Source organism: Gemmatimonadota bacterium (assembly GCA_039715185.1).
Taxonomy (GTDB): Bacteria; Gemmatimonadota; Gemmatimonadetes; order Longimicrobiales; family RSA9; genus DATHRK01.
The window spans coordinates 1-18,939 of the sequence record JBDLIA010000038.1 but is presented as its reverse complement, the minus strand read 5'-3'; the positions used below and the strand labels follow the sequence as shown (position 1 = coordinate 18,939).

At 70.4% G+C, this 18,939-nt stretch carries 18 protein-coding genes; 12 read left to right on the top strand and 6 right to left on the bottom strand.

Annotated elements, in window-relative coordinates:
• Positions 1–56: 56 nt before the first annotated feature.
• From ABFS34_08820 to egtB, 5 genes are read right to left on the bottom strand one after another with little or no spacing between them, the layout of a single operon-like run.
• Positions 57–1,313: an MFS transporter gene (locus ABFS34_08820; protein ID MEN8375537.1), complete on the bottom strand. Its 1,257-nt coding sequence runs from the start codon at positions 1,311–1,313 to the stop codon at positions 57–59.
• Positions 1,283–2,206: a pseudouridine-5'-phosphate glycosidase gene (locus ABFS34_08815; protein ID MEN8375536.1), complete on the bottom strand. Its 924-nt coding sequence runs from the start codon at positions 2,204–2,206 to the stop codon at positions 1,283–1,285. Before ABFS34_08815 ends, ABFS34_08820 begins: the two co-directional genes overlap by 31 nt.
• Positions 2,206–3,525, bottom strand: coding sequence for a glutamate-cysteine ligase family protein (locus ABFS34_08810; protein ID MEN8375535.1), 1,320 nt, complete (start codon positions 3,523–3,525; stop codon positions 2,206–2,208). The genes ABFS34_08815 and ABFS34_08810 overlap by 1 nt, the downstream gene beginning before the upstream one ends.
• A 6-nt stretch (positions 3,526–3,531) precedes the next feature.
• Positions 3,532–4,527, bottom strand: a complete 996-nt coding sequence (egtD, locus tag ABFS34_08805) for an L-histidine N(alpha)-methyltransferase (protein MEN8375534.1) — start codon at positions 4,525–4,527, stop codon at positions 3,532–3,534.
• A complete protein-coding gene (gene egtB, locus ABFS34_08800) occupies positions 4,520–5,845 on the bottom strand; it encodes an ergothioneine biosynthesis protein EgtB (protein MEN8375533.1) in 1,326 nt (441 codons plus the stop codon). The genes egtD and egtB overlap by 8 nt, the downstream gene beginning before the upstream one ends.
• A 108-nt stretch (positions 5,846–5,953) precedes the next feature.
• Here egtB and ABFS34_08795 point away from each other — a divergent pair, with 108 nt between their 5' ends.
• The 9 genes from ABFS34_08795 to ABFS34_08755 all read left to right on the top strand — a co-directional run bounded on the left by ABFS34_08795 (position 5,954) and on the right by ABFS34_08755 (position 16,329).
• Positions 5,954–7,318: a mercuric reductase gene (locus ABFS34_08795; protein ID MEN8375532.1), complete on the top strand. Its 1,365-nt coding sequence runs from the start codon at positions 5,954–5,956 to the stop codon at positions 7,316–7,318.
• Positions 7,315–8,103 carry an ATP-binding cassette domain-containing protein gene (locus ABFS34_08790; protein MEN8375531.1) on the top strand — a complete coding sequence of 263 codons (789 nt, stop codon included), beginning with the start codon at positions 7,315–7,317 and terminating at the stop codon, positions 8,101–8,103. Before ABFS34_08795 ends, ABFS34_08790 begins: the two co-directional genes overlap by 4 nt.
• Positions 8,100–9,746 carry a glycine betaine ABC transporter substrate-binding protein gene (locus ABFS34_08785; protein MEN8375530.1) on the top strand — a complete coding sequence of 549 codons (1,647 nt, stop codon included), beginning with the start codon at positions 8,100–8,102 and terminating at the stop codon, positions 9,744–9,746. Before ABFS34_08790 ends, ABFS34_08785 begins: the two co-directional genes overlap by 4 nt.
• Before the next feature lie 63 nt (positions 9,747–9,809).
• Positions 9,810–10,997 (top strand): patatin-like phospholipase family protein, encoded by a 1,188-nt coding sequence (locus tag ABFS34_08780; protein ID MEN8375529.1) that lies wholly within the window; start codon positions 9,810–9,812, stop codon positions 10,995–10,997.
• A 1-nt stretch (position 10,998) separates the two neighbouring features.
• Complete coding sequence (locus ABFS34_08775; protein MEN8375528.1) at positions 10,999–13,689, top strand: M14 family zinc carboxypeptidase; 2,691 nt, start codon at positions 10,999–11,001, stop codon at positions 13,687–13,689.
• Positions 13,690–13,696: 7 nt separating this feature from the next.
• Entirely contained in the window at positions 13,697–14,506 is an 810-nt protein-coding gene (locus ABFS34_08770; protein ID MEN8375527.1) for a M15 family metallopeptidase, read from the top strand.
• 114 nt (positions 14,507–14,620) lie between these two features.
• A complete protein-coding gene (locus ABFS34_08765) occupies positions 14,621–15,181 on the top strand; it encodes a thioredoxin family protein (protein MEN8375526.1) in 561 nt (186 codons plus the stop codon).
• Complete coding sequence (locus tag ABFS34_08760; protein MEN8375525.1) at positions 15,178–15,615, top strand: DoxX family protein; 438 nt, start codon at positions 15,178–15,180, stop codon at positions 15,613–15,615. Before ABFS34_08765 ends, ABFS34_08760 begins: the two co-directional genes overlap by 4 nt.
• A gap of 45 nt (positions 15,616–15,660) precedes the next feature.
• Positions 15,661–16,329, top strand: a complete 669-nt coding sequence (locus ABFS34_08755; GenBank protein ID MEN8375524.1) for an MOSC domain-containing protein — start codon at positions 15,661–15,663, stop codon at positions 16,327–16,329.
• Positions 16,330–16,334: 5 nt separating this feature from the next.
• Here ABFS34_08755 and ABFS34_08750 read toward each other — a convergent pair whose 3' ends face one another.
• A complete protein-coding gene (locus tag ABFS34_08750) occupies positions 16,335–17,813 on the bottom strand; it encodes an amidohydrolase family protein (GenBank protein ID MEN8375523.1) in 1,479 nt (492 codons plus the stop codon).
• A gap of 115 nt (positions 17,814–17,928) precedes the next feature.
• Here ABFS34_08750 and ABFS34_08745 point away from each other — a divergent pair, with 115 nt between their 5' ends.
• From ABFS34_08745 to ABFS34_08735, 3 genes are all read left to right on the top strand, one after another.
• Positions 17,929–18,186 carry a hypothetical protein gene (locus ABFS34_08745; GenBank protein MEN8375522.1) on the top strand — a complete coding sequence of 86 codons (258 nt, stop codon included), beginning with the start codon at positions 17,929–17,931 and terminating at the stop codon, positions 18,184–18,186.
• Positions 18,187–18,261: 75 nt separating this feature from the next.
• Positions 18,262–18,555 (top strand): hypothetical protein, encoded by a 294-nt coding sequence (locus ABFS34_08740; protein MEN8375521.1) that lies wholly within the window; start codon positions 18,262–18,264, stop codon positions 18,553–18,555.
• A complete protein-coding gene (locus ABFS34_08735; protein ID MEN8375520.1) occupies positions 18,552–18,839 on the top strand; it encodes a hypothetical protein in 288 nt (95 codons plus the stop codon). Before ABFS34_08740 ends, ABFS34_08735 begins: the two co-directional genes overlap by 4 nt.
• The last annotated feature ends 100 nt before the right edge of the window (positions 18,840–18,939 follow it).

The window sequence follows — 18,939 nt, the reverse complement described above, 5'->3', positions numbered from 1 at the left end:
GGGCGCTGTTCCGCCGCCGTCGTTAGTGTGCCGGCGCGGACTTCTGCAACGGTACGCTAGGGGAGCGAGCGCGCCGCGGTAAGGCGGGCCATGGCCATGATGCCGAGCGCGGGGCCCACCGCGAGCACGCTGAAGGCGGCACCCCAGCCCACCCGCGTCGACAGATCCGACGCCAGCCAGATGGAGCCGATGGTCAGCGCGAAGCCGAGCGAGGTCTGCAGCGTGAGCGCGGTGCCGACGGCGTGCGAGGGTGCCACCTCCGTCACGAGCGCGCTGAACTGAGCCGAATCCGCGACCACCGCCGCGCCCCACAGGAGGCCGAGCGCCACCAGCGCCGCCAGCGGCGCGCTCATCAGCCACCCGATCGACAGCGCGCACGCGCCGCTCACCACCATCGCCCACGACGCGACCCGCTCCCGCCCGAACCGGTCTGCCAACCGGCCGGCGATCACCGAGCCCGGCCCACCGGCGGCGATCACCGCGAAACCGATGATCCCGGCTCTCAGCGCTGAACCCCCCGGGCCCGCCGCGGCCAGCACATCCTTGAAGTAGAGGGTGACCAGCGCCCACATGGCGTACAGCTCCCACATGTGCCCCAGATAACCGTAGATGGCCAAGCGGGTGGGTCTGTGGCGGAGAACGGAGCCGACGAGTCCCCAGTGGAAGGGCCGCGAGGCGAACGGAAAGGGCCCGTCCCGATAGGCCAGCAGGACGAGCGCCCCGGCGGCCGCGGCCCCCGCCGAGGCCGAGCCGATTACTCCGCCCAGCCCCACGCCCTCCATCCCCTGCAGCAGATACGGAGTGGCCTTCCCGACCGTGAGCGCGCCGACGATGGTGCCGATGGCCAAGCCGCGACCCGACCGGAACCAGGTCGCCGCCATCTTCATCGCCGGCGGGTAGACGCCGGCCAGAAAGACGCCCGTCAGGAAGCGGAGCCCGACGCCTACGGCGAAACCAGGGGCGATCAGGATCAGCCCGTTGACCAGCGCGGCCGCCAGCGCCGACGCCGCGAAGAGCGCTCGCGCCCGCACGATGTCGGCGAGGTTCAGGGCCGCCGCAGCCGCGGTCCCGACGACGAAGCCGAGTTGCACCGCGTTCGTGAGCCAAACCTCCTGGCCCGCGCTCAGGCTCCACAGCTCGCGCAGCTGGGGCGCCACCGCGCTCGCCGTGAACCAGAGCGACATGCCCGCGAGCTCCGCCGCGGCAAGCAGGACGAGGACGCCCCAACGGCCGGCCGGCTCGGCGCTCCGCGCGCCCGCGAAGTCGGTAGCGCCTATCGCGTTCAGCTCGCCGCCGCTTCGGCCAGCCGCCACGCCTGCACGGCCCGCGCGATGCGCGCCGCCACGCGCGCGTTGCGCTCCAGCAGCGCCAGGTTGGCTCGCAGGCTGCGCTCCTCGGTCAACTCCGCTACGCGCGACAGCAGGAAGGGCGTGAGTTGCGCCGAGCGCAGGCCCTCGTCCTCCGCTTCACGGACGGCCCGCTCCACCAGGGGCTCGATTTCTGCGCGCGGGATGGCCACGGAATCCGGAACGGGAACCGCGACCAGCAGCGCAGCCGGCAAGCTCATGCGGCGGTGCGCGGCCACCAGCTCGGCCACCTCTTCGGGCGAGTCGCAGCGTATGTCGACGGGCAGTCCGCTGTCCTGGCTGAAGAAGGCCGGGAAGGAGTCTGTGCCGTAGCCGGCCACCGTGACGCCTCGGGTCTCCAGCGTTTCCCGGGTCGCTTCGAGGTCTAGGACCGCTTTGGCGCCGGAGCACACGACCACCATGGGGATGCGGGCAAGCTCTTCCAGATCCGCGCTGACGTCTGTGCTTGCGGCGCCTCCCAGAGCGCGGTGGACGCCGCCGATCCCGCCGGTGGAGAACACTTCGATGCCGGCGCCGTGCGCCAGCCGGATCGTCGCCGCGACGGTGGTCGCGCCGTCCATGCCGCGCGCCGCCACAACCGGCAGGTCCCGGGTGCTGACCTTGCGAACCTCATCGTTGGCGCCCAGCCGCCGGATCTGCGCCTCGTCCAGACCCACGACCACCTCGCCGCCGATGATGCCGATCGTGCGCGGCTCGGCGCCCTCCTCGCGCACCGCCGCTTCCAGCCGCAGCGCCTGCTCCACGTTCCAGGGTCGGGGTAGGCCGTGCGCGATGACCGTCGTTTCCAGCGCGACCAACGGCTTCGGCGCGGCCGGAGCCCGGTCGTTTGCGGGCGGCATCACGCCGTTTCGGGGAGCAACGCCTCGACCTCCTGGTCGTCCGCCGGGCAGCGACCCGCGAAGGTGTAGCGCTGGAAGAATCGCTCGGCGGTCGCGATGGTCCCGGCGTCCATGCGCTCCGAGCCGAGCCGCCGCGCGCCGCGCAGGCCGAGCGCCGCGGCGTCTCGCGCCGAAGACGCCAACTCTGCGTCGCGCAGCCCCACCCGGCCCGCCCGCACCAGGCGCTCCGGCGTGGCTGGCGGCAGCGCGTCCGCGGCCTCCGCCAGGGTGAGGGGATCGTGCAGAATCCCGGTCAGCAGAACCACCGGCGCGGCCAGGGCCTCCGGCGCCACTGCGTCGCAACTGCGGATCTCCAGCCAGCCACGCGGGCGCACCTCGGGGAACAGCGTGGTAAGGTGCGAGCGCCACCCGTCCAGCCCCACCTCACCGCGAGCAAGCAACCCGCCGAAGGGCGTCGGCGAGCCGGCCCCCAGGAAGTAGTTCGCCCGGAGCGCGAAGCGCACGTACGACGCCACGGGGTCGCCCCCGTCCTCGAACACGCCCGTGCGCCCCGGGTCCAGGCGGCGCCACGCGTCCGCTCGGTAGCTGACGTGACCGCTCGGAGCGCCGTCGTACGTCGCCGAGTGCGCGAACATCGCCGTCAGCGGCGCCACCAGGGCGTTCGCGACGCGCCACGCCAGCAGCGGGTCGGGGCCGAAATCCAGGTTGAACTGGGTCGACGCCGTCTGCCGCATCATGCGCGGCCCCGCGCTCCCGAGCGAAACCAGGTAGGCGTCCATGCGCCGGTAGCGATCGCTCGTCAGCAGGAGCGCCGTGTCGGCGACCGCCCGGCCCGGCTCGATCCCACGAGCTTCGAGCTTCAGCCCGTGCTCTTCGGCGCCCGCCCGCAGGTGTCCCAGCACGGCGCCCGCGCGCCGCAGGAGGCGGGCCGGAGAGGCGTACGGCGCGGTGCCGTATTCGATCTGGCCTCCCGGCTCGTAGGAAATCGTCTCCTCGGCGCCGGGCTCGAACTGCGGCGACCCGGTGGGCGACAGCGACTCGCGCCAGCCCAGTCGCTCGGCCAGCTCGGTGAGGAAGGCGAGGCTCCCGTCCGGGCCATGGATGGGGGCGATCCTGCCGGACTCGTCCAGCGGGAGAAGCTCTATCTCGATGCCGATGAGGGGCGCGCCGTAGCCGGCTCCCGGCGCGGATGCCGCCACGCCGTCGGCGGACAGCGCCCGCCAGGGACGGCCCGCGCCGGGCCCGCCGGGCAACTCGGGCAGCCGGAACGCGCGGTGGCGGATGTCGGCGTCGAGGAGCGCGAGCGCCTCGGGGTCCACGCGGCCCTACCCGGTGGCTCGGGCCGGAGCCGGTCCCGCGACCGCCAGCGCGAACATGGGCTTCTCCGCCGTGATCCAGCGGCGCAGGCGCAGCCCCGCCGAGGCGAACAACGCCTCCACGTCGGCCCGATCGAACTTGCGACTGTTCTCGGTATGGATCGTCTCGCCGCGCGCGAACGCCACCGGCCCCACCCCGGGGATGTTCACCGTCTGGTCCCGCTCCGAGCTCAGGTGCATCTCGATCCGACTCTCGCCACTGTTCCACAGCGCCTTGTGACGGAATCCGCCGATGTCGAAGTCGGCGCCGAGCTGCCGATTGAGGACCCGCAGGACGTTCAGGTTGAACTCGGCCGTGACCCCACGCGCGTCGTTGTAGGCCGCCATCAGGGTCGCGACGTCCTTTTTCAGGTCGACGCCCATCAGGAAGCGATCCTCCGCGCGCATGTCGTCCGCGACGCACCGCATCAGCCGCCGCGCCGCCGCGTGCCCGAAGTTGCCGATGGTGCTGCCCAGGAACGCGAAGGCCGCGGGGCGCGGGATGTCCTGCGGCAGAGCGAACCGCGCGCTGATGTCCGCCACTTCCGGGCGGATGCGCAGGCCGGGGTACTCGAGCGCGAGATCCCTTGCCACCGCTTGCAGAAAGCTCGCGCTGACATCGACGGGAACGAAGCACTCGCCCACCTCCTGAGCGACCATCGCGTCCAGCAGGATGCGGCTCTTGTTGGCGCTGCCGGAGCCCAGCTCGAGCAGCGTGGCCGGCCGAACCGACCGCACGAAGGACTCCGCGTGCGCCTCCAGCAGCGCCCTCTCTGAGCGCGTGAGGTAGTACTCGTCGAGCCGGGTGATCGCCTCGAAGAGCTCCGAGCCGCGGTGATCGTAGAAGTACTTCGGGGGGAGCGATTTCTGCGGGTGCGAGAGGCCGACGCGCACCTCCTCGATCGCCCGCTCGAGGTCGAACCCTTCCTCCAGGCCCGTGGACTCCGCCAACAGGGCCTCAGTCATCGCGCGCGCACCGGAATCCACTGAATATCTGCCTTCGAATGGGGAAGTCCCAGTTCCTGAACGTGCCCCGCACGGCCCCGGGCCTGGTCGCCCAGGCGCCGCCCCGCAGCACCTTGAAACGCGGCCCGAAGAAGACCTCCGAGTACTCGGGGTAGGGGAACGCCTTGAAGCCCGGCCAGCCGAGAAAGTCGCTCGCCGTCCATTCCCACACGTTGCCGATCATGTCCACGCAGCCGATCGGCGAGACGTTCGCGGCAAAGGCGCCGATGGGAGAAGTGCCGAAAGCGAGCTGGTCCAGGTTCGCGTGCACCGCCATGGGCGCCTCGTCGCCCCACGGGAAGGACAGCTTGCGCGTCGCCGCGGGATCCCAGGTGGCGGCGGCCTCCCACTCCTGCTCGCTGGGGAGCCGCTTGCCCGCCCAGTTGGCGAACGCCTCGGCCTCGAACCAGGTCACGTGACACACCGGGTGATCGGGCCGTACCGGCGCGGTGCGGTCCATCTCCCGACGGAACCAGGTATCATCGCGGTGCGTCCAGTAGGCCGGCGACTCCGCGCCGGTGTCGGCGAGCCAGGCGCGCCCCGCCTCGGACCAGAGGCGCAGGTCCCCGTAGCCGCCGTCGGCCATGAACTCCAGATACGCCGCGTTGCCGACCGGGGCCGCGTCGATCAGGAAGGGCGGCAGCTCCACCTCGTGAGCGGGGCGCTCGTTGTCGTAGGCCGCGCGCGTGTCGTGCGTGCCGATCACGACGCGGCCGCCCGGGAAGCGCACCATCTCGGCCGCCGGCGCTGCGCCCGTTCCGTGGGCGACGGCCCGCGGAGCCGGATACGGATCGCCGCCCTTGAGCTGGAGAGTCTGCAGGATCGTCTCGTTGTGCTGGTACTCGTGCTGCGCGACCATGTGGTAGACGAATCCATCGCGGAGCACCGCGGTTTGCGCGTTGGCGATGTCCACGTGCTCGAGCGTGCCCAGGACCGCGGTTCGCACCTCGGCGAGCAGCGCCAGCATGGCCGGCAGGGCGGGCAGATCCAGCGAGCCGCGCACCGAACGAGGGTTCTCGAACGGGTTGTACATGCCCGGCATTTCGCCGAAGCGAACCTCGCCCTTCAGGTTCTCGAGCAACCAGAGCTTCTCGAACTCGGCGACGTGCCCCAGATCCCAGAGGATCGGGCTCATCAACTCGCTGTGCTGCGCGCGCAGATCCTCATCGGACAGGGGCGCGACCAGCAACAGCGTGCGCACCCGGGCGTCCGTGAGCAGGTCCGCGATGCCGGCGGCGGAAAGCCTCGCTTGCGGCGGGGCCGCGAGGGTGGAAAGCATCGGAAGAGCCTTGCGTGTGTGGTAAACGGGAACGCAAAGGTACCCAAGCGCCATTGGCGGAGCAACGCCGGAACGGCGCGTTCAGTTCCTCGGACCACGAGTCGCGATTTGCGCCACGACGTCATCATCATCGGCTCCGGACAGGCGGGTGTTCCGCTGGCCGACGCGCTCATCGGCGATGGTCGTCGTGTGCTGCTCGCCGAGCGATCGCATCTGGGCGGCACATGCGTGAACACCGGGTGCACGCCCACGAAGACCATGATCGCCAGCGCGCGCGCGGCGCACGTGGCCAGGAACGCAGGCAGGCTCGGAGTGCGCACGGGCCCCGTGTCCGTCGACCTCGCCGCGGTGGTCGATCGCAAAGAATCCTTCGTCGCGCAATGGCGGGCGGGGGTGGAGAAGCGACTCGACCGACTGCCCGACGACTTCCGGCTCGTCCTGGGCCACGCCCGCCTGCTGGGTCCGAACCTGGTCGAGGTCGCCGGGGAGCGCTTCGAGGCGGACACGGTCGTGATCAACGTCGGCGCGCGCGCGCGCAGGCTGACCGTGCCCGGGGCGGACACCGTGCCGTTGCTCACCAACGCGGGGCTGATGGATCTCCGCGAGGCGCCGCGCAGGCTCATCTGCGTCGGGGGCGGCTACATCGGCTGCGAGTTGGGGCAGGCCTTCCACCGCTTCGGGTCCGAAGTCGTGATCAACAACCGCGCGGACCGGCTGCTCGCGCGGGAGGATCCGGACGTGTCGGAGGCGCTCGGTCAGGCGCTCGAGGCGGAAGGGATCGAGCTGGCCCTCGGGGCGCAGGTAGCGTGCTGCGAGCCGGTGGGCGACGACGTCCGGCTCGAGCTGATTGATGGCCGGGTTCTGGAGGGGTCGCACGCGCTCATCGCGATCGGTCGCATGCCGAACACCGACGACCTCGGCTGCGAGGCCGCGGGCGTCGATTTGCGCGAGGACGGGACCATCGTGGTGGACGACCTGTACCGCACGAGCGCGCAAGGGGTGTACGCCGTGGGCGACTGCGCCGGCGGACCGCAGTTCACGCACACCGCCTGGGACGACTACCGGATCCTGCACGGAATCCTGCGCGGAGAGCCGCGCCGGACCCGATCGGACCGCGTGATTCCCGCAGCCGTATTCACCGACCCGCAGGTCGCGAGGATCGGCCCCACCGAAACCGAAGCGCGCGCCGCCGGCCTGCGATTCGAGCTCGCGACGATGCCCTTCGCGCACGTCGCGCGCGCGCTCGAAACGGACGAAACCGCGGGGCTCCTGAAGGTGATGATCGACCCCGATACGGAACGCATCATCGGCGCCGCGATCGTGGGCGCGGAGGCCGCCGAGTTGATCCACCCGTTCGTCGCGCTGGTCGCCGCCGGCGCTCCCGCGAGCGCCATCGTTGACGCCGAGGCGGTGCACCCGGCCTACGCGGAGGGGCTCCAGAGCGTGCTCCGCAAGCTGGATCGCTACGAGTGAGCGACTCCGTGCCGGGCGACCTGAACGGCGAGACGGCGACCGAGGGCGGCATAGGATCGGCCCTTACGGCTCGCGGGGTCCACGTCGCCTACGGCGCCGTGCGCGCGCTGGAGGGCGTCGACCTGACGGTCCGCTCGGAGGAGTCGGTCGCGCTGGTGGGCGAGAGCGGCTCCGGCAAGACCACCCTGCTGCGCTGCTTCAATCGCCTGGTCGAGCCCGACGCCGGGGTCGTGTCCGTGCGCGGCTCGCCGGTCGACGCGGGACCCGCCGTGGCGCTCCGACGCACCGTCGGTTACGTGCCCCAGGAGGGCGGCTTGATGCCGCACTGGACGGTGCAGCGCAACGCCGCGCTCGTGCCGACGCTGCGGAGCGAGGCCGACGCGGCCGACAAGGCGCGGGCGGCGCTCGCCGCCGTCGGGCTGCCGGCCGCGGAGTACGGCGAGCGCTGGCCGCGCCAGCTCTCCGGTGGCCAGCGGCAGCGCGTGGCCATCGCCCGCGCGCTGGCCGGCGAAAGCGACATCGTGCTGCTGGATGAACCCTTCGGCGCGCTGGACGCGATCACGCGGGCGGAGCTGCAGGACATGTTCGCGCGGCTCCGAGCCGAGCGCGGCTTCGCGGCGCTGCTGGTTACGCACGACCTGCACGAGGCCTTCCTGCTGGCGGACCGCGTGGCGGTCATGCGCGCCGGCGCCATCGAGCAGACGGGGCCGCCGGCGGAGCTGCGGGCCGATCCAGCCACGCCCTACGTGGCCGAGCTGCTGCGCAAGGCGCGGGTGGAAGCGTGAGGGCGCCCCTGGGGCGGGTCGGGAAGGCGGGCCTCTCCATCGCCGGGCTGGCCGCGCTGGCGGCCGGGGTCGCGCTTGCCGGCGGGGACGCCCTGGTCGCCCAGACGCCGCCCGACTCGGCGGCGCGGCCCGGCTCGCCCGACGGCGCGCAGGCGGTGGTGATCGCCAGCAAGCCCTTCGGCGAGTCGTACCTGCTCATGGAGGTGTTCGCGCAGGCGCTGGAGGCGCGCGGGATCGAGGTGGACCGTCGTCCGGGGCTCGGCGCCACCGAGATCGCGTTTCGCGCTCTGCGCGAGGGCGACATCGACGTCTACCCGGAGTACACCGGCACCGGCCTCGTCGCGATCCTGAACGAGCAGCCGGCCGCGGACGAAGACGCGGTCTTTGATCGCGTGGAGTCGGAGTTCCGCCAACGCTGGGGCGTGCGCTGGCTCGCGCCGCTGGGCTTTCAGAACACCTACGCGGTGGCGGTCCGCCGCGAGACCGCCGAACGCTACGGGCTGCGGACGCTGTCCGACCTGGCGCGCGTGTCCGGCGAGCTGCGCGCCGGGTTCAGCCCGGACTTCATCGGCCGCTCGGATGGGCTGGAAGGGCTGCGGCCGGCCTACGGATTCGCCTTCGACGACACCCGCCCGCTGCTGCAGGCGGTGAAGTATCAGGCGCTCGCCGAGGGCGCGGTGGACGTGATCGACGGCTACTCCACCGACGGCCAGGTAGCGCGCTACGACCTGGTGGTGCTGCGCGACGACCGCGCCTTCTTCCCGGCGTACGAAGCCGCCCCCCTCGTGAGCCGGCGCCTCGCGGAGACCCGCCCGGACGCGCTCGCGGCGCTGGCGGCGCTCGCGGGGCGGCTGGACGAAGAGACCATGCGCCGGCTGAACCGGCGCGTGGAGGTGGACGGCGAAGATCTGGCCGCGGTGGCCGCGGACGTGCTCGCGACGCTCCGACTCGGCCCCGCGGAGCGGCGCGATTCGGCGGCGGCGCGGCCGGACAGGGGCGACGGCCTGCTGGCGTACCTGTGGTCGCGCCGCGCCAGCCTGGCCCGCCAGACCCGGCGCCACCTCCTGCTGGTGCTGGTATCGCTGCTCGCGGCGGTGCTGGTGGCGGTGCCACTGGGCCTGGGCCTGGAGAGGGCCCGCGCCGGCGCGGAAGGCGTGATCCGCGGCGTGGGGATGCTGCAGACGATCCCCAGCATCGCGCTGCTCGCGTTCATGATCCCCCTGCTGGGAATCGGCGTGGTTCCGGCGCTCGTGGCGCTGTTCCTGTACGCGCTGTATCCCATCGCCCGGAACACCTACACGGGCGTGCGCGACGCCGGCCCGGCCGCGGTCGCCGCGGGTCGCGCGCTGGGCATGACGCCCGGCCAGCTCCTGCGCCAGGTGCGCCTCCCGCTCGCGGCGCCGGTCATCATGGCCGGCGTGCGAACCGCCGCCGTGATCTCGGTAGGCACCGCCACGCTCGCCGCTTTCATCGGCGCGGGCGGGCTGGGCGACCCCATAGTGGCCGGGCTCGCCCTGTCGGACACGCGGATGATCCTGTCCGGCGCGATCCCCGCGGCCGTGCTGGCGTTCCTCGTCGATCTGGCGCTGGCCGGAGTGGAGCGCCTGGTGCGGCCGGGGGGCATCGCCCCCGAGGCGCGGTGACGCCTATGTTCGCGCCATGATCGATCGACCCCGGTTGGTGCGCGCGGCGCGCCGATCCTGTCCATGACGGCCGAACCATCAAGCGCCGGCGCGCTTCAACGCGCACGGTACCCGGCGGAGGGCGCCGACGGCCTGGGCGTCGTGCTCACCGGAGGCGGGGCGCGCGCGGCCTATCAGGTGGGCGTGCTGGCGGGCCTCGCCGAGCTCTACCCGGACCTTCAGATACCTTACCTCACCGGCTTCTCTGCCGGCGCGGTGAACGTGGCTCATCTCGCGTCTCACCACGGCACGATGCGCCAGGCGATGGAGGAGCTGTGCGCGCTGTGGGCCGAGCTTGAGCCCCAGCGCATCTACCGGGTGGACCCCGCGTCGCTGGGGTGGATCGGAGCTCGCGTGCTGATGCAGCTTGCCACTGGGGGGCGTTCCCCGGGCCGCGAGGTGCGCTCGCTCCTCGACACGACCCCGCTGCGCCGGTTCCTGGAGGAAGCGCTGGCCGCGGTGGACGGCAAGATCACCGGCATCGACGCCAACGTCCGGCAGGGCCGGCTGCGCGCCGCCGCGCTCACGACCACGAGCTACACGACCGGCGAGACGGTCGTCTGGGTGGAGGGTTGCGACGTGCGGCCGTGGGAGCGTCCCCGGCGCCTCGCGCGCCACGCGGAGCTGACCGTGGAACACGTGATGGCGTCATCCGCGCTGCCGTTCTTCTTCCCCGCGATCCAGCTCGAGGACGGCTGGTACGGCGACGGCCAGGTGCGCCTCACCACCCCCATCAGCCCCGCGCTGCACCTGGGCGCGACGCGCGTGCTGGCCATTTCCACCAAGGCGCGCGTGCCCGCTGGACCGCGCGCGCCGCACGTGAAGGGGTATCCGCCGCCCGCGCAGGTGGCCGGCATCATGCTGAACGCCGTCTTCCTGGACATGCTGGATCAGGACGCGCTCCGCCTGGAGCGCCTGAACCGACTGCTGGAGCGCCTGCCGGCGGATGAGCGGGACTCGTTGCGGCTCATCAAGCTCCTGGTGATACGCCCGTCGCGTGACCTGGCTTCCCTGGCCAACGACTACGAGCCGCGCATGCCGCGTACGATCCGGTATCTGGTGCACGGGCTGGGATCCAGGCGCACGCGCAGCCCGGACGTGCTGAGCATGCTGATGTTTCAATCGGACTACCTGGCGCGCATCATCGACCTCGGACGCGAAGACGCCCGCCACCACGCAGAGCCGCTAGCGGCCCTCATCGAAGGAGACTGACATGCGCCACGCGTCACCCCCGGGGACGCAGGCCGGCAGGCCATCCTCCATCATCCTCGCCGCCCTCCTGCTGCTGAGCTCCGGCGGGCTCCACGCGCCGTTGGTTGCCGCGCAGGCCCCCACCTTCGCCCATGTCGTGGGCCGAGAGTTCGGCGACCGGATCACGGTCCACCACGAGATGATGGCGTACGTGGACGCGCTGGCCGCCACCTCCGACCGCGTGGTCGTCGTCGACCAGGGCGCCTCCTGGGAGGGTCGCCGGCTGCCGGTGGCGATCGTGACGGCGCCCGCGAACCACGCGCGCCTGGACGAGATACGCCGGAACGCCCGGCGTCTGTCGGACCCGCGCGCGTCGAGCGCGGCGGACTTCGAGTCGATCGTCGCGGATCAGCCGGTCATCGTGTGGTTCGGGGGGTCGATCCACGGCTTCGAGCTGTCCGGGTCGGAGGGGTCGCTGATGCTGCTGGAGCACCTCGCGACGCGCTCCGATGATGCCACGCTGTCGGTTCTGGAAAACGCAGTGATCCTGATCGACCCGATGCTGAACCCCGACGGGCGCGACGCCTTCGCGCACACCAATCACAGGCGCATCGGGGGCGAACCCTCCAGCTCGCGCGACGACTGGTCGAACAGCTTCAACGGCTGGGAGGCGCTGGGCTTCCGAACGGGCCACTACAACTTCGACACCAACCGCGACTGGTGGGCGCACACGCAGCGCGAGACGCAGGCTCGGGTGCCGACGTTCCACGCGTGGGAGCCGCAGGTGGGCGTCGATCTTCACGAGATGGGCGCCGACGTCGAGTTCTTCTTCGACCCGCCGACCACGCCGTACGGTGACGCGTTTCCGGACTTCGCGCGCTCTGGCTTCGAGCTGTTCGGCGCCGCCTACGCCGAAGCCTTCGACTCGGCGGGCTTCGAGTACATGACCCGCGAGCGCTACAACTACTTCTATCCCGGCTACACGACCTCCTACCACAGCTTCCGCGGCGGCATCGGCATGCTGTTCGAGCAGGGCAGCACGCGCGGCCTGGCGATGGACCGCGCCGACGGCTCGCTGCGCCGCCTGTTCGACGCCGCCGAGCAGCAGTACCTGGCCGCCTGGACCACGTCGCGCACCTCGGCGCAGAACCGCGAGAGGCTGCTGCGCGACTACCGCGCCGGCATCGAGGCGGCGCTGGACGAGGGCCGGCGGGGCGTGCGCCGCTACCTCATCCCGCCCGTAGCCGGCGCGCCGGGACGCGCCCGCGCGATCGCGGAGCTGCTGCGCCGCAACGACGTCGAGGTGGGCGTGCTGGACAGCGGCACGCGGATCGGCGGTCTCCAGGACCGCTCGGGCGCCGCGGTGGGCGCGCTGGATTTCCCCGCGGGGACCTGGGTGGTGGAGGCGGCGCAGCCGCACGCCACGCTGGTGCGGATCCTCTTACGGCCGCAGATCGAGATCGAGTCGGGCTTCCTGACGGAGGCGCGGGCGCGCGTCGATCGCGACGAGAACCCGCGTTTCTACGACATCACCGCGTGGTCGTTGCCGCTGCTCTTCGACGTCGAGGCGTACGGCAGCACAGCCGCCGGACCCCCCAACGTGACGCCCTTCGACGGCGCGGCCGGCGATGGCAGCGGGCCCATCAGCGCGGCCTCCGTAACGCTGCCGGACGCCGGCTACGCCTACCTGATCGACGGCGCGCAGTCCGACGCCGTGGCGGCGCTCTGGCACCTGCTGGACCAGGGCTACCGGGGGGCGATGGGGCGGCTACCCTTCGTGAGCGCGGGGCGGCGCTTCGCGAGCGGCACGGTGATCCTGCGCGTCGGCCAGAACGGGCCGGACCTCCGCCAGGCGGTGGAAGCGGTGGCCGAGCGCTACGGGCTGGACGTCGAGGCGGTAGACAGCGGGCTGGGCGACGCGGCGGCCGGCATGAGCGCGCTGGGCTCCGGCGACGTGATCCCGGTCAAGCGACCCGAGATCGGGCTCGTGTCGGGTAGCCCCTTGAGCGGCTACTCATTCGGCTGGGCCTGGCACCGGCTGGATCAGCGCTTCGGGCTGCCCGCGACTCTGCTACCCATCGACCGGATCGACGACACGCCGCTGGAGAAGTACGACGCCATCGTGCTGCCCAGCGGCTCGGGGAGCGCGCTCGCGTCCGAGCTGGAGGAGGATGGTCAGGAGCGGCTGCGTCGCTGGATCAACGACGGCGGCACGCTGGTCACGCTGGGCGGCTCCACGGAGCTGCTTCGCTCCGACATGGAGATGCTCGCGCTGCGCGACTGGTACGACGATGAGGAGCACGAGGACTCTGCGCGTTTCACGGTGCCCGGGGCGATGCTGCGCGCCGAGCTGGACACCGAGCACTGGCTGGCGGCGGGGCACGACGCGGCCGCCCTGGGCGGCGCGGGGGTCGAGGCCGGAGGGCCGTGGGTGCCGTTCTTGACGACATCGAACAGAGTGTACCTGGAGCCCGATGGGCCGGTCGAATCCAACCAGCGCGTGGTCGCGCGCTTCGCCCCGGACCCCGTGGTTGCGGGGCACGCGTGGCCGGAGTCCGAGGCGCGCCTGGCCGGAGCGGTCGCCGTCTACGAGCAGCGCGTCGGTCGGGGTCGCGTCATCGCGTTCGCGGAGGATCCCAACTTCCGCGGCTACTGGCGCGGGACGGAGCGGCTGTTCCTGAACGCCGTGGTCATCGGTCCCAGCGCGCCGTGATCCGGTAATGGCCCAGAGGCGTTTCCGCGGAAACGCGCTTCCGGTTGGTGGGGGGCGTCCGGTCGCTCGCGCCTGGGCCGCAGCGGCCGTGGCGCTGGTGCTCGGCTCGGCCTGCGCGTCCGCGCCTCAGGAATCCGCTGGAGCCGCCGCCGAGCGGGTCGCCCAGGATGATGTCTTCCGTATCACGCCGCAGCGGCCCGTCGCGGAGCTGCGGCGGGAGGCGCTCGCCGCGACACCGCCTGCAGAGGACGGCCCGTTTCGCGCGGTCGACCTGGTCGAGCTGCGGTCGCTGGACGCCGGCATCCGCTACGACATCCGCTACGCCACAGGCCGCAATTTCATGGGCGAGCCGTTCTACACCTCCGAGCACGCGTTCCTGCAGCGGCCGGCCGCCGAGGCCCTGGTGCGCGCGCATCGGGCGCTCGCCGCCGGCGGCCTCGGCATTCTGGTCCACGATGCCTACCGGCCCTGGCACGTCACCAGGATGTTCTGGGACGCGACGCCGGACTCCCTGCGTGGCTTCGTCGCCGATCCCGCCTCCGGCTCGCGGCACAACCGCGGCGCGGCCGTGGACGTGACGCTGTACGACCTGGCGACCGGCGAGCCCGTCCGGATGCCCAGCGGCTACGACGAGTTCACCGAGCGCGCCGCGGCGGACTATCCGGGCGGCACCGAGCGGCAGCGCCAGCGCCGGGCGGCGCTACGCGGCGCCCTCGAGGCCGAGGGGTTCAGCGTTCTGGCGGGAGAGTGGTGGCACTTCGACTATCGGGACTGGCGTTCGTATCCGATCCTGAACCTTGCGTTCGAGAAGCTCTAGCGGGGAACCGGATTGGCCCGCGAGGATTGTAATCAACTACAGCACAGTTTATTCTAGTTGGTTGGTGGGTGGGTGCCGGCTCGCTCGAATCGAGCCGGAGGAAGGGAGAGACGCTTGAACATAGATCATCTGCGGCACGCCAACCCGGGCAATTACTGGGATTGGGCGGTGCCGTTCGACGCCTGGGTGGACGCCGCCCGGAAGCAGCAGGACATGTGGGATGGCTACTACCGACGCGCGCGCGTTCCCGAGGAGCTTCTCGAGCGCGCCACGCGCATCGGCGGCAAGTGGCGCTTCCTTGTCATCGCCGAGGACTGGTGCGGCGACGCCTTCAACACCATCCCGTTCCTGCAGAAGTTCGTGGACGCGATCGAGGGCTGGGAGCTGCGGTTCATCCGCCGGGACGAGAACCCGGAGCTGATGAACCGCTACCTGACCGACGGCGCGCGCTCGATCCCCATCGTGGTCGTCCTGAACGAGGACAACGAGGAGGTCGCCTGGTGGGGCCCCCGGCCCGAGGAGCTACAGGCCTACTTCAAGTCGCACAAGGGCGTGATGGAGGGGCGCGACTTGTATAAGAACCTGCGCGCCTGGTACGTGCGCGACCGCGGCAAGACGACGCTGGCCGAGCTGATGGACCGGCTGGAGGAAGAAAGCGCGGGGGTGCACAGTTGACGCTTTCCAGCCTGCGCAATACGTCCGATGACAAGCTGGTCGCTGGCGTCCGCATCTTCCTGGCGGTGATGTTCCTCATGACGGGCGCCATGAAGCTGCTCGTGCCAGTGCTCGCCGAGGCCTGGGCGGGTCAACTGCTGGCCGCCGGCATTCCCCTACGCGAGCTCTCGCGCTTGACCGTGCCCTACCTGGAGCTGGCTCTGGGCGCGCTGCTCGCTGTCGGGGCGTTCGTTCGCCCGGCGGCTGCGACGGTGATCGGAATCATGGCGGTGGCGACCTACGTGCACCTGGTCGTCGATGATCCGTCGTTGTTTCCTCTACAGCCGAGTGAGCCGATCATCCCGTTGATCGTTATCGCGCTGAGCCTGGTCGTCCTGCGGCGGGGCGCAGGAGCCCGGAGCCTGGATCTGAACGCTACGCGCAGGTCTTCGTAGTCGCCAGATCCTGATACTCGAAGGCAACTCGGAGGTCGCTTCGTGATGAGGGTAATTTCCGTCAACGTCGGGCTCCCTCGCGAGGTGACCTGGAGGGGCAGGAGCGTGACCACGGGCATCTTCAAGTCGCCGGTGGAGGGCCCGGTCGCGCTCCGGAGGCACAACCTCGAAGGCGACCGACAGGCCGACCTCTCGGTTCACGGCGGCCCTACCAAAGCCGTGTACGTCTATCCGACCCAACACTACGATTACTGGAGGGCCGAACTCGAGGACGAGGACCTCTCCTGGGGCGGCTTCGGGGAGAATCTCACCGTCGAAGGGGTCGCTACGGACGATGTCTGGGCCGAGGAGGCCGTCAGCATAGGCGATGAGTTCCGGGTGGGCAGCGCCCGTTTGGTCGTGACCGAACCTCGCATGCCATGCTTCAAGCTGGGGATTCGTTTCGGCCGCGCGGACATGGTGAGGCGTTTTCTGAAGAGCCGGCGCACCGGGTTCTATTTCGGCGTGGTCGAGGAGGGCGTGGTTCAGGCCGGTGACCTGGTCGAGCGCATCGTCGAGCACCCCGCCGGCCTGCGCGTTGCCGATGTCACGCGTCTCTACACGACGCAGAGGACGAACGCGGCGCTACTGAGAAAGGCGATCTCGGTGGAGGTCCTGCCGGTAAGCTGGCGCGACCACTTCGAAGTCCAGCTCGACCGGCTCTCGCGTCCCTGACGAAACTACTGGCCTCTGCCTTCAGGAACGGTGGCTTCGGCGCCCGCCTCTCGGTAGCCTCTGGCGGCGTCCTCCAGCATCGCATCAAGCTCTTGCTCGGAAAACCAGCTGCCGTTCGCCATCGCCCCCGCCAGCTCCGAAGTATGGCGCACGTCCTCCAGGGGATTGGCTTTCAGCAGTATCAGGTCCGCCCTTCTCCCAACCTGCACGGTTCCGAACTCGTCGGAGGCCTCCAGGAATTCCGCGGCACCACGCGTTGACGCCGCGAGGGCCTCGAACGGCGTCAGGCCGGCCTCCACGAAGAACCCCAGCTCCTCGTGCACGGAGAAACCCGGCAGGACAAAAGAACCCGGCGCATCCGTGCCTACGACAAGGCGTGCTCCAGCACCGTGCAGGGCCTTGACGGCAATGAGCATCGTCTCGAGACCTCGCTGCATGATCGTTGGATCATTGCTCTCCGAGGTATAGAAATCGGCACTCCGTTCCCACCTACTGCGATTCTGTGGCGAAACGTAACGCATCGTCGGATCTGATAGCCTCTTGTCGAACTCGGCCGCGTCCGCCGCCCCGATTCTGCGTACCGAAAGCGTTGGGCAGATCCAGACCCCGGCCGCAGCCGCCTTGGCGGAAAGACTCGCTATCTTCGAGCGGTCGGCCTGTTCGTAGCGATCGAGGAAAAGCCCTCGCCAATCCCGCATGGTCCTGTCACCCCACATGTCGACAAACCGCGCACGGACTGGTGAGTCATCGGGTAGGAGTGCGACCATGAAGTCCGCCATATGCTCGAAGGACCGCTGCCCACTGTTCAGTGCGTTCTCCAGGCCCAGGCGGCTAGGAGCGTGGCCGTAGACACGAATCTCGTGCCTGGCGGCAGCGGCCAGCACAGCTTCATAGGCCTCAGGTGACATGTTCGCGAGGACCTTGATTCCGTCGTAGCCGGCCTCTTCCTGCGCTGCCACCTCCTGTTCGGCCTCTTCGGGCGTTTCGATGGCGATGCTGCCCCCCCAGTACGGAGGTTCTCCATCGAGGATCGGTCCCGTGGTGTAGATCCTCGGTCCGACGAGGACGCCCTCCTCGATTCGCCCTCGCCACTCGAGGATCTCCGGATTCCCATGCATGTTGCGAACGGTGGTCACGCCGTTGGCGAGGAAGAGGGAGAGTATGAAGGGGTCGGAGACGCCGTCATTTGAGAGGTGGACGTGCATGTCGGCGAGCCCGGGCATGAGGTACCGACCGCGGCCCTCGATCACCAGAGACACATCCTCGGGCAGCTCCGTCGCATCCGCCGGACCGATCGAAGCGATCCGCCCGTTCTGCACGATCACGGTCTGGTCCGGGATCACCCGCTCCCGATCCATCGGTATCAGGTTCACATGGGTGATCGCGATTGCGCTCTCAGACGCGTTGGGGTCTTGCGAGGGCGCGCACGCTTCGGAGAGGAGACAGGCAAGTGCGACGATGCCGATCGCTTTGTGGTCAGGCATTGTCACCCGCCTCTCCGGCAGTGGGTCGGTTGCCTGTAACAAATTCTAGCACGTCTTCTCGCGACTTGCGCGCGGCGTCGCGCCCGGAAACCTTCGTCCCCGTTTCCATCGACCGATGAGGCGTGCGATTTCCTGGATAGAGCAGATTCTACCCGATGAGGCGACAGGCCTCCTGAAGAGGGAACTGGCCCGGGCCGTCAGGAGGGCTGGGCGGGTGTGGAACATCGTCCAGGTCATGAGCCAGAATCCGCGCGTGATGCGGACCAACATGGACCATTACGCGGCGCTCATGTTCGGTCCGTCCCCCCTGACGCGCGTGCAAAGAGAGCTCCTGGCCACGGTGTGCTCCGCGGCGGTGAACTGCCGCTACTGAACCGAGGGCCACGCCGAGGACCTCCGTGCCGAGGTCGAGGAGGGGTTCGTCAGCGCTGAAGAGGCCGACCGCTGGGTGCACCAGATCGTCCGGAACTGGCGCGAGGCGGAACTCTCGGATGCGGACCGTGCGCTGTGCGAGTTCGGGACCAAGCTCATGCTCCTGCAGAGTCCGATGACGCAGGACGATGTGGAGGGGCTTCGCTCACACGGCTTCGACGACGCCGCCATCCACGACGCGGTCCAGGTCGCCGGCTACTTCGCCCTGATGGTCAGGGTCGCGGAGGGCCTGGGCGTCGAGCCGGAGAGCTTCATCCGGCGTTGGGGGCAGGAAGGCACCGGCGCGGCGGAGGGTGAGTTGACGCCATGAAGCTTCTGGCTACCAGGAAGACCGATCAGAACCGGGCGGTGATCGACCCCTGGACGCTCGTCCATTTCTCGGCCGGGCTGGCCGCCGGTCTCGTTCGGATCCCCCTGCGCTGGACTCTTCCGGCGGCGATCGCCTACGAGCTCTTCGAGCAGTACCTGGAGCGGAAGAAGGTGGGCCAGGAGATGTTCGAGACCTCAGGGCCCGAGAGCATCCGCAACGCCGTCGTGGACATCGCCGTACTTGCCGCGGGGCAGCGGCTGGGAGAGATCTGGAACGAAACCTAGTGTACCGTTGCAGAAGTCCCGTAGGCATTCGGCTCGCGCTGCATCCCGCGGATGCGGCGTTGGAACTCCTTGCCGTAGCGACGGCTACGGCGCGTCGTTC